At 69.8% G+C, this 16,145-nt stretch carries 13 protein-coding genes; 11 read left to right on the top strand and 2 right to left on the bottom strand.

Features of this window, described 5'->3' with window-relative positions; translation table 11 throughout:
* Window positions 1-17: 17 nt before the first annotated feature.
* Window positions 18-1,016: a LysR family transcriptional regulator gene (locus TSH58p_RS02860; protein ID WP_109071547.1), complete on the bottom strand. Its 999-nt coding sequence runs from the start codon at window positions 1,014-1,016 to the stop codon at window positions 18-20.
* A 275-nt stretch (window positions 1,017-1,291) separates the two neighbouring features.
* On the opposite strand from TSH58p_RS02860, the gene TSH58p_RS02855 reads away from it, so the two are divergent.
* The 11 genes from TSH58p_RS02855 (at window position 1,292) to TSH58p_RS02805 (ending at window position 14,964) form a co-directional block, all read left to right on the top strand.
* Window positions 1,292-2,566, top strand: a complete 1,275-nt coding sequence (locus TSH58p_RS02855) for an ArgE/DapE family deacylase (RefSeq protein ID WP_109071548.1) — start codon at window positions 1,292-1,294, stop codon at window positions 2,564-2,566.
* A gap of 40 nt (window positions 2,567-2,606) precedes the next feature.
* Entirely contained in the window at window positions 2,607-4,217 is a 1,611-nt protein-coding gene (locus TSH58p_RS02850) for an ABC transporter substrate-binding protein (protein WP_109071549.1), read from the top strand.
* A gap of 124 nt (window positions 4,218-4,341) precedes the next feature.
* A complete protein-coding gene (locus TSH58p_RS02845; protein WP_109071550.1) occupies window positions 4,342-5,322 on the top strand; it encodes an ABC transporter permease in 981 nt (326 codons plus the stop codon).
* A complete protein-coding gene (locus TSH58p_RS02840) occupies window positions 5,319-6,191 on the top strand; it encodes an ABC transporter permease (protein WP_109071551.1) in 873 nt (290 codons plus the stop codon). The genes TSH58p_RS02845 and TSH58p_RS02840 overlap by 4 nt, the downstream gene beginning before the upstream one ends.
* Entirely contained in the window at window positions 6,191-7,855 is a 1,665-nt protein-coding gene (locus TSH58p_RS02835) for an ABC transporter ATP-binding protein (RefSeq protein WP_109071552.1), read from the top strand. The genes TSH58p_RS02840 and TSH58p_RS02835 overlap by 1 nt, the downstream gene beginning before the upstream one ends.
* Before the next feature lie 10 nt (window positions 7,856-7,865).
* On the top strand, window positions 7,866-8,831 hold the full coding sequence (locus tag TSH58p_RS02830; RefSeq protein WP_109071553.1) for a ketopantoate reductase family protein: 966 nt from the start codon (window positions 7,866-7,868) through the stop codon (window positions 8,829-8,831).
* A 27-nt stretch (window positions 8,832-8,858) separates the two neighbouring features.
* Window positions 8,859-10,088: a Zn-dependent hydrolase gene (locus tag TSH58p_RS02825; protein WP_109071554.1), complete on the top strand. Its 1,230-nt coding sequence runs from the start codon at window positions 8,859-8,861 to the stop codon at window positions 10,086-10,088.
* A 59-nt stretch (window positions 10,089-10,147) separates the two neighbouring features.
* Window positions 10,148-11,209, top strand: coding sequence for a histone deacetylase family protein (locus tag TSH58p_RS02820; RefSeq protein ID WP_109071555.1), 1,062 nt, complete (start codon window positions 10,148-10,150; stop codon window positions 11,207-11,209).
* Window positions 11,206-12,768 (top strand): acetolactate synthase large subunit, encoded by a 1,563-nt coding sequence (locus tag TSH58p_RS02815; RefSeq protein WP_109071556.1) that lies wholly within the window; start codon window positions 11,206-11,208, stop codon window positions 12,766-12,768. Before TSH58p_RS02820 ends, TSH58p_RS02815 begins: the two co-directional genes overlap by 4 nt.
* Window positions 12,769-12,826: 58 nt before the next feature.
* Window positions 12,827-13,771 carry a 3-keto-5-aminohexanoate cleavage protein gene (locus tag TSH58p_RS02810; RefSeq protein ID WP_109071557.1) on the top strand — a complete coding sequence of 315 codons (945 nt, stop codon included), beginning with the start codon at window positions 12,827-12,829 and terminating at the stop codon, window positions 13,769-13,771.
* Window positions 13,772-14,025: 254 nt separating this feature from the next.
* Window positions 14,026-14,964 carry a DMT family transporter gene (locus tag TSH58p_RS02805; RefSeq protein WP_109071558.1) on the top strand — a complete coding sequence of 313 codons (939 nt, stop codon included), beginning with the start codon at window positions 14,026-14,028 and terminating at the stop codon, window positions 14,962-14,964.
* Here TSH58p_RS02805 and TSH58p_RS02800 read toward each other — a convergent pair.
* On the bottom strand, window positions 14,930-16,015 hold the full coding sequence (locus TSH58p_RS02800; protein WP_109071559.1) for a LacI family DNA-binding transcriptional regulator: 1,086 nt from the start codon (window positions 16,013-16,015) through the stop codon (window positions 14,930-14,932). The two genes, TSH58p_RS02805 and TSH58p_RS02800, sit on opposite strands and share 35 nt — an antisense overlap.
* Between the last annotated feature and the right edge of the window lie 130 nt (window positions 16,016-16,145).

Genomic DNA, 16,145 nt, shown 5'->3' with positions numbered 1-16,145 from the left:
GGGCCGAATGGTGCCGCTCACGTGTCGCCGAACTGCCGGTCGATCCACTCGCTCACCGCCACCGGATCGAAACGCAGGTCGAGCGGGATGCCGGCGATGGCGGCGCGGCAATGCTCGATGAAGGCGCGCTCCGCCCGGTTCATCTTGGAGGCGGGGTTCCACAGCAGATGGATGTCCACCGGCGCCACCCCCTCCTCCGGCGGCAGCGGCCACAGCAGGCCGTCGCGCACGTCGCGCTCCGCCACATGGCGGGGCAGCGGCCCGATCCCCAGCCCGACGGAGATCATGCGCCGCACCTCGTCCAGATTGACCGAGGCGCCGACGATCCGGCTCTCGATCCCCTCCTGCGCGCGGAAGACGGCCAGCGGCGACAGCACGCCGCCGATCTGGTCGGAGGTGAAGGAGACGAACCCCTCGCTGCGCAGATCGCCCAGCGTCAGGCCGGTGCGGCCGAACAGATGGTGCCGCGGCCCGCAATACAGCCGGTAGATCTGGCGGGCGAACAGCGCGTGCTCGACCAGCGGCGGCGGCTCCCGCATCAGGCAGAGGCCGAGCGAGCCGGTCTTCTGCTGGATCGCCATGTGGACGTCGGCGCTCGCCATCACGTCCAGCCGGAAGGTCACCTGCGGGTGGGTGGCGTGGAAGCGCTCCAGCAGGGCGTCGAACAGCAGCGACTGGATCCGGCTGGCCAGCAGGATTCGGATGTGGCCGGAAATCTCCTCGCGGATGTCACGCATCAGGACGGCGAAGCGGGAGATGTTGCCGTAGATCTCCAGCACCTCGGCGTAGATGATCTCGCCCGCCTCGGTCACCCGGAAGCGGCCCTGCCCGCGCTCGATCAGGCTGCGGCCCATCTGGTCCTCCAGCCGCTTCAGGGCCTGGGACACCGCCGGCTGGGTCAGCCCGAGACGCTGCGCCGCGCGGGTCAGCCCCTGCTCCTGCACGATCACCATGAAGGTGCGCAGCAGGTTCCAGTCGAGCTGGTGGCCCAGCCGTTCCAGATCGCGCGCCGTCATCGGGGGAAATCCCATCGCCATAAATCCTGCTTATGTCGGCAATGAGGATTATCGATTTGGCGGAGGATGAGAAGCTGAATTGTAATACGCCTGTCGTCAGCGGTCGATCCCCGGCGGCGCCCAACCGGGCAAAACCAGGGTCATAGTCCGAAAGTCGAAATCGCCACAGTTTCTTTCCGGAGATTTGCCGACACACACGGACGACTGCGCGGCGGAGTGGTAAGAACGGAGTCGTCATGCCCGCATCCGACGAGGGTGGGCGGAGCATTGCAGCCGTGGACCGGGATGCGATCCTGGGCGCGGTCGCGGCGCTGCGCGAGGATGGAGTGCGCTTGCTGTCCGATCTGGTCCGGAGTCCCAGCCTGCTGGGGCAGGAAGGCCCGGCGCAGGATCTGATGGAACGGATCTTCCGGGACATGGGCCTGGAGGTGGACCGCTTCGCCATCGACGAGGAGGCGCTGAAGGCCCAGCCCGGCTGGTCCCCCTCGCTGATCTCCTACGAAGGCCGCGAGAACGTCGTCGGCGTCCACAAGCCCCGCCGCGCGACCGGCAAGTCGCTGATTTTGAACGGCCACATCGACGTGGTGCCGACCGGGCCGGAGGAGCTGTGGTCCGCCCCGCCCTTCGAACCGGTGGTCCGCGACGGCCGCCTCTACGGGCGCGGGGCCGGCGACATGAAGGCCGGCATCGCCGCCTACGTCATGGCCTTCAAGGCGCTGCGGAGCCTGGGCGTCCAGCCCGCCGCCCCGGTCTATCTCCAGTCGGTGGTCGAGGAGGAATGCACCGGCAACGGCGCCCTCGCCTGCGTCGCCCGCGGCTACAAGGCCGACGCCGCGGTGATCCCGGAACCCTTCAACCACACGCTCCAGATCGCCCAGGTCGGCGTGATCCGCTGCGAGCTGGAGGTGACGGGCCGCCCCGCCCATGTGCTGGACACCGGCGCCGGGCTGAACGCCATCGAGGCGGCCTTCCGCGTGCTGAAGCATCTGAAGGCGCTGGAGTCGGCCTGGAACCACCCCGACGGGCGGCATCCCGCCTACGCGCACCATCACCACCCCTACAACCTGAACGTCGGGCACATCGACGGCGGGGAGTGGGCGTCCTCCGTTCCCACCCGCTGCCGGATGGAGCTGCGCTTCGGCTTCCCGCCCGACCGCGCCGCCGCCGAGGTCAGCGCCGAGATCGAGCGCGCGGTGGCCGAGGCCTGCCGCGGCGACTCCGATCTCAAGGGAATCGACGCCCGCGTCATCTTCCGCGGCTTCCAGGCCGAGGGCTGCACGCTGGACCCCGATCACCCGATGCTGGAGGCGCTGGACGCCGCCCACCGGTCGATCTTCGGGACGCCGGCGCCGAAGCTGGCCCAGACCTGCACCACCGACGTCCGCAACTTCGTGCTCTACGGCGACACGCCGGCCACCTGCTACGGCCCGGAGGCGGAGCGCATCCACGGCATCGACGAGTCCGTCTCGCTCGACAGCATGGCGAAGGTGACCGCCGTGCTCGCCCTGTTCATGGCCGACTGGTGCGGCCTCGAATCCATCGATCCATAACGGTCGCGTGACGAGAATCAACAATAAGGGGGCTTCAGACATGAGCAATCGTTTGCGTCACTTTCGTCAAACCCTGACCGCCGCGGCGCTGGCCGCCGCCCTGGCGGCGCCGCTGGCGCTGACCGTGCCCGGCGTGGCCGCGGCGCAGGAGCGCGGCGGCACGATGAACATCATCGTCCAGCCGGAACCGCCGATCCTGGTGCTGGGCCTGAACCAGCAGGGTCCGACGCAGACGGTCGCCGGCAAGATCTACCAGGGCCTGCTGACCTTCAGCTTCGACCTGAAGCCGCAGCCGGAACTGGCGGAAAGCTGGGAGGTCTCGCCCGACGGCAAGGTCTACACCTTCAAGCTGGTGAAGAACGCCAAGTGGCACGACGGCAAGCCCTTCACCGCCCACGACGTGGTGTTCTCGACCTCCAAGCTGCTGATGGAGACCCACCCGCGCGCCCGCGCCACCTTCTCCAAGTGCGAGAAGATCGAGGCGCTGGACGACTACACCGTCCAGTTCACGCTGAAGGAGCCGTTCGGCCCGTTCCTTCAGGCCTTCGAGGTGTCGTCGGCCCCGATGATGCCGAAGCACATCTATGAAGGCACCGACTTCAAGGCCAACCCGGCCAACGCCACCCCGATCGGCACCGGCCCCTTCAAGTTCAAGGAGTGGAACAAGGGCTCCTACATCCACCTCGTCCGCAACGACGAGTACTGGAAGGCCGGCAAGCCCTACCTGGACGACATCTATTTCCGCGTGATCCCCGACGCCGCCTCGCGCGCCGTCGCCGTGGAGCAGGGCACCGTCCAGCAGACCCAGTTCAACGACATCGAGACCTTCGACGTCCCGCGCCTGAAGGGCCTGCCCAACGTCGAGATGACGACCAAGGGCTACGAGTTCTTCGCGCCGCTGTCCTGGATCGAGATCAACACGCGCAACAAGCCGCTGGACGACAAGCGCTTCCGGCAGGCGATGATGCACGCCATCGACCGCAAGTTCATCCGCGACAAGATCTGGTTCGGCCTCGGCCGTCCGGCGACCGGCCCGGTGAACTCGGTCACCCGCTTCCACGAGTCCAACGTCCGCAAGTACGACTTCGACCCGAAGAAGGCCGAGGCTCTGCTTGAGGAAGCCGGCTTCAAGAAGGGCTCCGACGGCACGCGCGCCAAGGTCCGCCTGCTCGTCATGCCCTACGGCGAGACCTGGACCCGTCTCGGCGAGTATGTGAAGCAGGCGATGAAGCGCGTCGGCGTCGACGTGACGCTGGAGACCACCGACGCCGCCGGCTGGGTCAACCGCGTGTCCAACTGGGACTACGACCTGACCTTCAACTTCGTCTACCAGTACGGCGACCCGGCGCTCGGCGTGTCGCGCACCTACGTCTCGGAAAACATCCGCAAGGGCGTGATGTTCTCCAACACCATGGGCTATTCCAACGCCGAGGTGGACAAGCTGTTCGCCCAGGCCGCCCAGACCAACAAGGACGAGGAGCGCCAGCAGCTCTACTCCGCCGCCCAGAAGATCCTGGTCGAGGACGTGCCGGTGGCCTGGCTGCTGGAGATGGAGTTCCCGACCTTCGTGGACAAGCGCTTCAAGAACGCCGTCACGACCGCCATCGGCGTGAACGAGAGCTACGACAGCGTCTACATGGTCAAGAAGTAAGAAAAGGGAGCGGTTGCCCCCACCCCATCCCTCCCCCGCTTCGCAGGGGAGGGGGTCAAATTCCCTCCCTTGCGAAGCGGGGGAGGGTCAGGGAGGGGGCAAAACGCATCCCGGGAGTGACAACATGCCCCGCATCGCCCTATTCATCTCACAGAGGCTGGTGAAGGCGGTCTTCGTCATTCTGGCGATCGCCGTGTTCAACTTCTTCCTGGTCCACGCAGCGCCCGGCGACCCCGCCGCGGTGATGGCGGGCGAGGCCGGGGCCGCCGATGCCAAGTTCGTCGAACAGCTCCGCCAGCAGTTCGGCCTCGACCGCCCCCTGTACGAGCAGCTCGGCACCTACATGGCCAAGGTGGTGCAGGCCGACCTCGGCTATTCCTACCGCCAGCAGCGGCCCGTCTTCGACCTGCTGATGGACCGCCTGCCCGTCACCCTGTCGCTGACGCTGACCGCCTTCGTGCTGGCCCTGCTGGGCGGCGTGGCGCTCGGCACGCTGGCGGCGATGCGCGCCGGCACCTGGTCGGACACCGCCATCACCGTGGTCGGGCTGACCGCCTACGCCACACCGATCTTCTGGATCGGCCTGATGCTGATCCTTCTCTTCTCGGTCAATCTCGGCTGGCTGCCCGCCTTCGGCACGGAGAGCATCGGCGCCGGCTACACCGGCTGGGACGCTTTCCTCGACCGGGCGAAGCACCTCGTGCTGCCGGTGACCACGCTCGGCCTCTTCTACATGGCCGTCTACACCCGGCTGACCCGCGCCTCGATCCTGGAGGTGCGCGACATGGACTTCGTCAAGACGGCGCGGGCCAAGGGCCTGCCGGAATGGCGCATCGTGTCGGTGCACATCCTGCGCAACGCCATCCTGCCCGTCATCACGGTGGCGGGGTTCCAGGCGGGCCACCTGATCGGCGGCTCCATCCTGATCGAGACCGTCTTCGCGCTCCCCGGCATCGGGCGCCTCGCCTTCGAGGCCGTGCTGCAGCGCGACTATCAGGTCCTGCTCGGCATCTTCCTTCTGACCTCGGTGGTGGTGGTGGTGTTCAACCTGCTGACCGACCTGATCTATTCCCTCGTCGATCCGCGCATCGAGGTGGCGCCATGACCGCCGCGGCCATCACGCCGTCCCGCAAGGGCTCCGGCTTCTGGGGCGCCTTCGCCCGCAACAAGGGCGCGGTGATCGGGCTGGTCTTCCTGACCCTGATCGTCCTGATGGCGGCCTTCGCCGACGTGCTGTACCCGGCCAGCCCGTGGGACATGACCGCGATGCCCTTCCAGCCGCCGCTGTCCGACGACGCGCTGCTCGGCTCCGACACGCTGGGCCGCGACATCGCGGCGGGCATCGCCCACGGGGCGCGGGTGTCGCTGCTGATCGGCCTGACCTCCACCGCCGTTGCCGTGCTGATCGGCGTGTTCCTGGGGGCCGTCTCCGGCTTCTACGGCGGGCGCGTCGACGATCTGGTGATGCGCTTCACCGAGCTGTTCCAGACCATCCCGAACTTCGTGCTGGCCGTGGTGCTGGTGGCGATCTTCACGCCCTCGCTGACCTCCATCGTGCTGGCCATCGCCATCGTCTCCTGGCCGCCGCTGGCGCGGCTGGCGCGCGGCGAGTTCATGAGCCTGCGGAGCCGCGAGTTCGTGCACGCCGCGGTGACCACCGGCCAGTCGAACATGACGATCATCTGGCGCCAGATCCTGCCCAACAGCCTGTCCCCGATCATCGTGTCGGCCTCGCTGATGGTGGCGACGGCGATCCTGCTGGAAAGCTCCCTCTCCTTCCTCGGGCTCGGCGATCCGAACCTGATGAGCTGGGGCTACATGGTGGGCGCCGCCCGCACGGTGATCCGTCAGGCCTGGTGGATGAGCTTCTTCCCCGGCATCGCGATCCTTCTGACCGTGCTTGCCCTCAACCTCGTGGGTGAGGGGCTGAACGACGCGCTGAATCCCAAGCTGGCGCGAAAGGGCCGTTCCTGATGACCGAGACGCCTCTCCTCGACGTCCGCAACCTGACCATCGACCTGCCGCGCGGCGCCGACCGCCCGCACGCGGTCGAGGACCTGACCTTCACGCTGGAGCACGGGGAGATCCTCTGCGTGGTCGGCGAGTCCGGGTCGGGCAAGTCGATGACCGCGCACGCCGTGATGGGCCTGCTGCCCAAGGCGGTGAAGGTCTCCTCCGGCGAAATCCGCCACCAGGGCACCGACGTGTTCAGCCTGCCGGAGCGCGACCAGCGCGCGCTTCGCGGCGGCCGCATCGCCATGATCTTCCAGGAGCCGATGACGGCGCTGAACCCGCTGATGCGGGTCGGCGACCAGATCGACGAGGTGCTGCGCTACCACACCACACTCGACCGCGCCGCCCGCCGGGCCCGCGTGGTGGAGCTTCTCGCCTCCGTCGGCCTGCCGGAGCCGGACCATCTGCGCCGCAGCTACCCGTTCCGCCTGTCGGGCGGCCAGCGCCAGCGCGTGATGATCGCCATGGCGCTGGCGGTCGAGCCGGACATCCTGATCGCCGACGAGCCGACGACCGCGCTCGACGTGACCACCCAGAAGCAGATCCTGGAGCTGATCCAGGACATCCAGGCCAAGCGCCGCATGGGCGTGATGTTCATCACCCACGACTTCGGCGTGGTGGCGGAGATCGCCCACCGCGTGGCGGTGATGCAGCGCGGCCGGATCGTCGAGATCGGCACCGCCGAGGAGGTGCTGAATCACCCGCGCCACCCCTACACCCGCCAGCTCATCGCAGCGGTCCCGCACCTGATCGAGCACCGCGAGGACTTCACCCGCGCGCGCCAGCCGGTGCTGACGGCGGAGAAGGTGTGCAAGACCTTCCACCTCGGCGGCGGTTTCTTCACGCCGGGGCGCAAGGTGGTGGCGGGCGACGACCTGTCGCTGACCATCCACCAGGGCGAGACGGTCGGTCTGGTCGGCGAGTCCGGCTCCGGCAAGTCCACGCTGGGCCGCTCCATCGTCGGGCTGATCAAGCCGGATTCGGGCAGGATCCTGTTCGAAGGGGTCGACCTGCTGTCGCTGTCGCGCCCGGCCTTCCGGCCCTACCGCCGGCATGTCCAGATGGTCTTCCAGGACCCCTACGCCTCGCTGAACCCGCGCCACACCGTGGGCGACATCATCACCCAGGGGCCGGTGGCCTTCGGCGAGGACCGCCACAAGGCGCTCGACAAGGCGAAGGCATTGCTCAAGCTCGTCGGGCTCGACGCCTCGGCGGCGGAGCGTTTCCCGCACGAGTTCTCCGGCGGGCAGCGCCAGCGCATCTCCATCGCACGCGCGCTGGCGCTGGAGCCGAAGCTGCTGATCGCCGACGAGCCGGTGTCGGCGCTTGACGTCTCGGTGCAGGCGCAGGTGCTCGACCTGCTGGAGGATCTGCGGCACCGGCTGAACCTGTCGATGCTGTTCATCACCCACGACCTGCGCATCGCCGCCCAGATCTGCGACACCATCGCGGTCATGCAGAAGGGCCGCATCGTCGAGATCGGCCCGGCGAAGGAGGTGTTCGGCAACCCGCAGCACGCCTACACCCGCACCCTGCTGGACGCCATCCCCGGCAAGGGCTGGACCATCCCGGAGGACGTGGTTCCGGTGACGCGGCGGTCGGCCGCCCTGCGCAACAGCGCCTGACGGGGCGGGCATGAAGGTCGCCGTCATCGGGGCCGGGGCGGTCGGCGGATTGATCGCCGCGCGGCTGACCGCCGCCGGGCTGCCGGCCTCGCTGGTCGCCCGGCGGCGGACGCTCGACACGCTGCGGCGCGACGGGCTGACGGTCGAAGGCCCCTCGGGCCGCCCGGTGACGGTGCGGCCCCTGGTGACCGACGACACGCTGGCCCTCGGCCCGCAGGACGTCGTGGTGCTGGCGGTGCCCGCGCCGCTGCTGACCGACGTGCTGGACCTGCTTCTTCCCCTGCTGGGGCCGAAGACGCGGCTGGTGCCGGTGGTCGGCGGCATCCCCTGGTGGTACCCGGCGAACGAGACCATCGGCGGCCCCCTGGCGGCGGCCCCGCTGGCGTCGGTCGATCCCAAGGGTCTGCTGTCGGACGCCATCCCGGCGGACCGCATCGTCGGCGCCGTCGCCCGCGTGGCGGTGGAGCGGCGGACGCCTGGCTATCTGCGGCATCTGGGCGGGCTGCGGCTCGCCCTCGGCCCGGTGGCGGGGAACGGGGGGGCCAGGGATCTGGCGGCTCTGTTCGGGGCGGGCGGCTTCAACGCGCTGGCCGTGCCGGACATCCGGGCGGAGGTGTGGACGGCGCTGCTGGCGCCCTTCGCCTTCGGCCTGCTCGGCCTCGCCACCGGCAAGCCGGCGCAGGAGATCGCCCACGACGACGCGCTTCAGCCCGGCTTCGCCGCGGTGGTCGAGGAACTGCTGGCCCTGTCGGCGGCGCTCGGCCACCCGGCGGCGGCGAAGGTCGAGGATGTGTGGACCATGGCCCAGCATCCGGGCCGCATCCGCCCGGCGCTGCGCGCCGACGTGGCGGCGGGCCGGCGGGCGGAGATCGAGGCGGTGCTGGACGCGCCGCTGGAACTGGCAAAACGGGCGGGGCTGAGCCTGCCCACGGTGACCGGGCTGCTGACCGCCGTCCGCGCCGACACTCAACAATAATTCGGAATTGGGATCGGGATAGGGACCATGTCTGACCTGCGCATCGACGGCGACCGCCTGTGGCGGACCCTGATGGACCTCGCGACGATCGGCGCGACGCCGAAGGGCGGCCTGTGCCGGCTGGCGCTGACCGACCTTGACAAGGAGGGCCGCGACCTCTTCGTGCGCTGGTGCGAGGAGGCCGGCTGCACCGTGACGGTGGACGAGGTTGGCAACATCTTCGCCCGCCGTCCGGGCCGCAACCCCGACCGCCCCGCCGTCTGCATGGGCAGCCACCTGGACACCCAGCCGACCGGCGGCCGCTTCGACGGCATCTACGGCGTGCTGGCCGGGCTGGAGGTCATCCGCAGCTTCAACGACCAGGGCATCGAGACGGACGCCCCCATCGACCTGATCGTCTGGACCAACGAGGAGGGTGCGCGCTTCTCCCCGCCGATGCTGGGGTCCGGCGTGGCGATGGGCGTCTTCACGCTCGACCATGTGCTGGACATCCGCGACACCGACGGCGTCCGCCTCGGCGACGAGCTGGCGCGCATCGGCTACAAGGGCGAGGTTCCGGTCACCGGCCACGTCATGGGCGCCTATTTCGAGGCGCACATCGAGCAGGGTCCGGTGCTGGAGGCCGAGAATGTCGAGATCGGCGTGGTGACCGGCGCGCAGGGCCAGCGCTGGTACGAGGCGACGGTGACGGGCCGCGAATCCCACGCCGGGCCGACGCCCATGCGCCTGCGCCGCGACGCGCTGGCCGGTGCCGCCGTGATGATGGAGGCTGTGGAGGCCATCGCGCTGGAGGTCGGCGGCGACGCCTGCTCGACCATCGGGCGCGTCCAGGTCCATCCGGACTCCCGCAACGTCATTCCGGGCCGCGTCTGGTTCACCATCGACCTGCGCAACCCGGACCCCGACGCGCTGGCCCGCATGGACGCGCTGCTGCGCGAGCGGCTGGCCGCCATCGCGGACAAGCGCGGCCTGACGCTGGAGCTGACCGACTTCTGGGCCTTCCCGACCACGCCCTTCGCGCCGGAGCTGGTCGGCCATGTCCGCCGGTCGGTGGAGCGGCGCGGCCTGAGCCACCGCGACATCGTGTCCGGGGCGGGCCATGACGCGGTCTATGTCGCCCGCAAGGTGCCGACGGCGATGATCTTCATCCCCTGCGAGAATGGCCTCAGCCACAACGAGGCGGAGAACATCAAGCCCGAGCACGCGGCGTCCGGCTGCGCGGTCCTGGCCGACGCGGTTCTGGCCGCGGCTGGGTAAAGCATAACCCCCCTCTCCCCTCTGGGGAGAGGGGATCAATTCACTCCGGGAGCCTTTCCATGCGCTACGTCTTTGCCGAGGCCCAGTTGCGCCATCGTCCGCCGACCTTCCTGGTGCGCGGCCAGCCGAAGCCCTCGCCGGAGAAGGCGGAACGGGCGGAGGCGCTCGTCGGCTCCCTGCGGGCGCGCGGCGTGACGGTGGAGGAGCCGCCAACCTACGGCGCCGGTCCGCGCGCGGCGGTCCATTCCGCCGACTATCTGCGCTTCCTGGAAACCGCCCACGCCCGCTGGTCGGCCCTGCCCGACGCGTCGGAGGTCATCGTCCCCAACGTCCACCGCAACACCGACATGGCCGAGTATCCGACGGGCATCGTCGGTCAGGCCGGCTGGCACATGGCGGACACCGCCTGCCCGATCGGCGCCGGTACCTGGGAGGCCGTCTGCGGCGGCGCCGACACGGCGGTCCACGCGGCGCTGATGGTGGCGAGCGGACAGGAGCGCGCGGCCTATGCGCTGTGCCGCCCGCCGGGCCACCACGCGTCCCGCGACATGGCCGGGGGCTTCTGCTACATCAACAACGCCGCCGTCGCCGCCCAGGCGATGCTGCCGGTGCTGGCCCAGCAGGGCCGCGCCCCGCGCGTCGCCGTCTTCGACGTGGACGTCCATCACGGCAACGGCACGCAGGCGATCTTCTACGAGCGCGACGACGTGCTGGTCGTGTCGATCCACGGCGATCCCAACAACTTCTACCCCTGGTTCGCCGGCTACGCGCACGAGCGCGGCAAGGGCCGCGGCCTGGGCAGCAACCTGAACATTCCCCTGCCCATGGGCACCGAGGAATCCACTTTCCTTGAGGCGGTGGACGGGGCGCTGACCCACATCGCCGCCTTCGGGCCGGAGGCGCTGGTCCTGTCGCTGGGCTTCGACACCTACGTCGGCGACCCGCTGGCCTTCTTCAAGGTGACGACGCCGGGCTTCGCCACGCTTGGCCGCAAGATCGCCGGCGCCGGCCTGCCGACCGTGGTCGTGCAGGAGGGCGGTTACGATTGCGACGCGCTGGCGGTGAATCTCGCCAGCTTCCTGGATGGTTTCGAAGGCGGACTCGCGGAGGCGGCACGATGACCGGCGTAAAAATCCCAGGCGCGGAAATTCTGGTCCGGACGCTGGTGGCGAACGGCGTCGACACCTGCTTCGCCAACCCCGGCACGTCGGAGCTGCACGCGCTCGCCGCCTTCGACTCCATGCCCGGCGCGCGCTGCGTGCCGACGCTGTTCGAAGGGGTGGCGACGGGGGCGGCGGACGGCTACGCCCGCATGACCGACCGCCCGGCGGCCACCCTGCTGCATCTCGGGCCGGGGCTGGCGAACGGGCTGGCCAACCTGCACAACGCCCGGCGCGCCCGCGTGCCGATGATCAACATCGTCGGCGACCACGCGACGTGGCACCGCGGCGTCGACGCGCCGCTGACCTCCGACGTGGAAGGGCTGGCGACGCCGATGTCGGCCTGGGTGCGCACGGTGCCGGACGCCGCCTCGGTCGCCGCGGACACGGCGGAGGCCATCCGCGCCGCGCTGACCCCGCCGGGCGGCGTGTCGACGCTGATCCTGCCCTCGGACTCCTCCTGGGACGACGCGGCGGCGGTGGACCCGATCGTCGTGGAGCCGCCCGCCCCCACCGCTCCGGACGCCGCCGCCCTGCAAACCGCCGCCGACGCCCTGCGCGGCGGGGAGCGGGTGGTGATCCTGCTGAACGGCCGCGCCACGCGGGCGGAAGGGCTGGCCCTGGCCGGCCGGATCGCCGCCGCGACCGGCGCCAAGCTCTACGCCCACACCGGCGCCACCCGCATCGAGCGCGGGGCGGGCCGCGTGACGGTGGAGCGCTTCCCCTACCCCATCGACCTTGGCATCGCGGCGCTGGAAGGGGCGAAGCACGTCGTCCTGATCGGTTCGGGGGAGCCGGTCGGCTTCTTCGGCTACCCCGACAAGCCCAGCCGTCTGGCGCCGGAGGATTGCCGGATCCACAACGTCGCCCCGCCGGGCAGCGACGCCCTGGCCGCCTTGCGCTGGCTGGTCAAGGCGGTGGACGCCGCCGGGACGCCCGTTCCGGCGCAGCCGCTCGCCCTTCCCGAACCGGCGACCGGCGCACTGACCGCCGACAGCGTCGGGCAGTCCCTGGCGGCCCTGCTGCCGGAAGGCGCCATCGTGGTGGACGAGGGGATTTCCTCCAGCCCGATGGTCTACACGGCCTGCGCCGGGGCGCGTCCGCACGACTGGCTGACCATCACCGGCGGGGCCATCGGCATCGGCATGCCGCTGGCGCTCGGCGCGGCCATCGCCTGCCCGGATCGCAAGGTGGTGACCGTCCAGGCGGACGGCAGCGGCATGTACACGCTCCAGGCCCTGTGGAGCCAGGCGCGCGAGCAGGCCGACGTGGTGACCATCATCTTCGCCAACCGCCGCTACGGCATCCTGCAATGGGAACTGGGCAACCTCGGCTTCCGGGACATGGGTCCGAACGCCCGCAACTGCACGGAGCTGGGACGCCCGGACCTCGACTGGGTGGCGCTCGCCCGCGGCATGGGGGTGGAGGGCGGACAGGCCACCGACGCGGAGAGCTTCAACCGCCTGCTCACCGCCGCCTTCTCCCGCAAGGGCCCCTTCCTGATCGAAGCGGTGATCTGAAGAACAACATATCGTCCCCTCGCCCCTTCAAGGGGCGAGGGAGACAAGGGAGGAAATCATGACCACGCCCAAGAAGAGCGCGCGCAAAGTCATCATCACCTGCGCGGTCACCGGCTCGATCCACACGCCCAGCATGTCGCCGCACCTGCCGGTGACGCCGGACCAGATCGCGGCGGAGGCCATCGCCGCGGTGGAGGCCGGGGCGGCCATCGTCCACCTGCACGCCCGCGACCCGGAGACCGGCCGCCCCACCCAGGACCCGGATCTGTTCCAGCGCTTCCTGCCGCGCATCAAGCAGGCGACGAAGGCCGTGGTGAACATCACCACGGGCGGCAGCGCCGCCATGACGGTGGAGGACCGGCTGCGCCCCGCCGCTCAGTTCCAGCCGGAAGTCGCGTCGCTCAACATGGGCTCGATGAATTTCGGTCTGTTCCCCATGCTGAACCGCTTCAGCGAATTCCAGCACGACTGGGAGCGCACCTATCTGGAGAACAGCCGGGACCTCGTCTTCAAGAACACCTTCAAGGACATCGAGCACATCCTGAAGACCTGCTCCGGCAACGGGACGCGCTTCGAGTTCGAGTGCTACGACATCTCGCACCTCTACACGCTGGCCCATTTCCTGGACCGCAAGCTGGTGACGCCGCCGCTGTTCGTGCAGTCGGTGTTCGGCATCCTGGGCGGCATCGGCGCGCATCCGGAAGACGTCATGCACATGAAGCGCACCGCCGACCGGCTGTTCGGCGACCAGTATGTGTGGTCGGTGCTGGGCGCCGGGCGCAACCAGATGCCCATCGCCACGCAGTCGCTGGCGCTGGGCGGCAACGTGCGCGTCGGGCTGGAGGACAATCTGTGGGCCGGTCCGGGCCGCCTCGCCACCTCCAACGCCGAACAGGTCGCCATGGTCCGCAAACTGATCGAGGGGCTGGCCCTTGAGGTCGCGACGCCGGACGAGGCCCGCGCCATGCTGTCCCTGAAGGGCGGCGACGCGGTAAGGTTCTAGGACCCATGAAATCCCCTCGGTGAAATTCCCTCTCCCCTCCGGGGAGAGGGTTAGGGTGAGGGGGCAGCGTGGGCCACAAGCCCACGCCAGGGGATTGCCAAGGGGCAGCATGCCCCTTGGCGGTGCGCCGTTGGCGCACCAGCCCCCTCACCCTCCCCACCGCTCTCGCGGCGGGTCCCCTCCCTCTCCCCGGAGGGGAGAGGGAACTGAACGTGCGATCGCTACCGACCACCCCACACCCGGAATCCCATGCCATGATAAGCCGCGCTCGGGCGCTGGATCTGTCGCTGGTCGGCCTCATCAGCGTCTGCTGGGGCCTGAACTGGCCCGCCGTCAAGATCATCCTCACCCAGATCCAGCCCTGGACGCTGCGCAGCCTGGGCTTCGCCGTCGGCGCGGCGGTGCTGTTCGCCTACGCGCGGTCCCGCGGGGAGTCGCTGGCCGTGCCGCGCGGGCAGCGCTGGCCGCTGGTCGCCGTCGCCCTGCTGAACATGGCGGGCTTCAACATCTGCTCCGCCTTTGGGCAGATGAACATGGCGACCTCCGGGGCGGCCATCATCGCCTACACCATGCCGGCCTGGGCGACGCTGCTGGCGATCCCGATCCTGGGCGAACGGCCCGGCCCGCGCCAGTGGATGGGGCTGGCCTGCGGGCTGACGGGCTTGGCCGTTCTGCTCGGCCCCGATCTGCTGCGGCTGGGCGCCCTGCCGCTCGGCCCCGCCTTCATGTTGACCGGCGCGCTGAGTTGGGCGCTGGGCAACGTCCTCATCAAGCGGACGGCCTGGACCATGGGGCCGAACGCAATCACCGGCTGGCAGTTCGCCATCTCCCTGCCGGTGGTGCTGCCCTTCGCGCTGGCGCTGGACCCCGCCCCGACGCTGGCGCTGGAGCCACGCGTGCTGGTCGCGCTGGTCTTCCATATCCTGGTGGCGATGGTCGGCGGCTATCTGCTGTGGTTCGCCATCGTGCGTCGGCTGAGCGTCGCGCAGGCGTCGGTCAGCTCGCTGATCGTGCCGGTGATCGGCGTGACCGGCGCCATCGTCGTGCTGGGCGAGACGCCGCCGCTGCGCACCTACGCCGCGCTGGCGCTGATCCTCTGCGCCGTCCTGCTGGTCGTGATGGTCCGTGACAAGCGGCCCGCCCCGTCCCCGGCGCCGGTCACGGCGGAGCCGCGGAGGGCAGGTTCTCCCTGAAGATGACCTCGATGCGCGGCGGCTCCACGCCGTGCATCGCCTCGCGTCCGGCGCGCAGGTTGGCGAAGACGGCCGCACAGCTCATCAGGGCGCTGCGCGGGTCCTGGGTGATCACCGCCTCCATCGTGCCGTCGATCAGCAGCGAGCGCGTCTCCGGCGTGAAGCCGTGGCCGATGAAGACCACCTCGCGCTCCCGCCGCGCCTCCTTCAGCGCGCGGGCCACGCCCTCCGCCCCGCCGCCGATGGTGTAGATTCCGGCAAGGTCGGGGTGGTGGCTGAGCAGCGTCCGCGTCTGCCGGTAGCTCTTGGCCTCGTCGTCGTGGGCCTCGCGAAGCCCGACCACCTCGATGGCGGGGACCATCTCCTTCAGAACGTTCAGGAATCCCAGCTCGCGGTCCTCGTGCGCGCGGTAGCTCAGGCTGCCGGCGATCATCGCGACCTTGCCCGTCCGCCCGCCGAGGAAGCGCGCGAACAGATAGCCCGCGGTCCGCCCCGCCGCCCGGTTGTCGAGCCCGACATAGGCGGCCCGCCGGCAATTCTGCACGTCGGAGATCAGCGTCACGGTGGGCACGTTGCGGGCCGCCAGCTCGTTCACCGCCTCGCGCACCGCCGGGTGCTCCAGCGCCATGAAGGCGACCCCGTCGACCTTGCGCCAGTGCTGGAGCAGGCTGCGCGCCAGCAGGTCGGGGTTGAAGCTCTTGATGAACTCGACCTGCGCGCGGATGCCCAGCGGGGCCAGCGCTTCCTCCGACTGCCGGATGAGCTGGCCGAGCCGGGTCAGGTAGCGGTTCGTCCCGTCCGGCAGCAGGAAGGCCAGCCGCACCGGTTTCGGTCCCAGCGCCGCGCTGAGGTCCGATTCCGGGATGTAATCGAGTTCCGCCGCGGCCTTCATCACGCGCTGCACGGTCGCCGGGCGCACGCCGGGGCGGTGGTTCAGCACGCGGTCCACGGTGGCCGTGGAGACTCCGGACAGCCGCGCGATGTCGGCGATCCGCGGCAATCCGCGGGCATTTTCGGGGGGCGCGGCGACGGCGTCCGCATCATCCTGCATCACGGCTCAAAACCCTCCGATCCCATCAAATCACATCATCATTCGCGTTTGACACCAGCCATTCGCGCACATACCGTCCAACCAACAATCACCGTCGAACATCAAACTACATCAACGTTTCCTGGGAGGA

It is taken from the genome of Azospirillum sp. TSH58 (genome assembly GCF_003119115.1).
In the GTDB taxonomy this organism is placed as follows: Bacteria; Pseudomonadota; Alphaproteobacteria; order Azospirillales; family Azospirillaceae; genus Azospirillum.
Note: the sequence above shows the minus strand (reverse complement) of the source record. Positions and strands in the feature narration are given on the sequence as shown.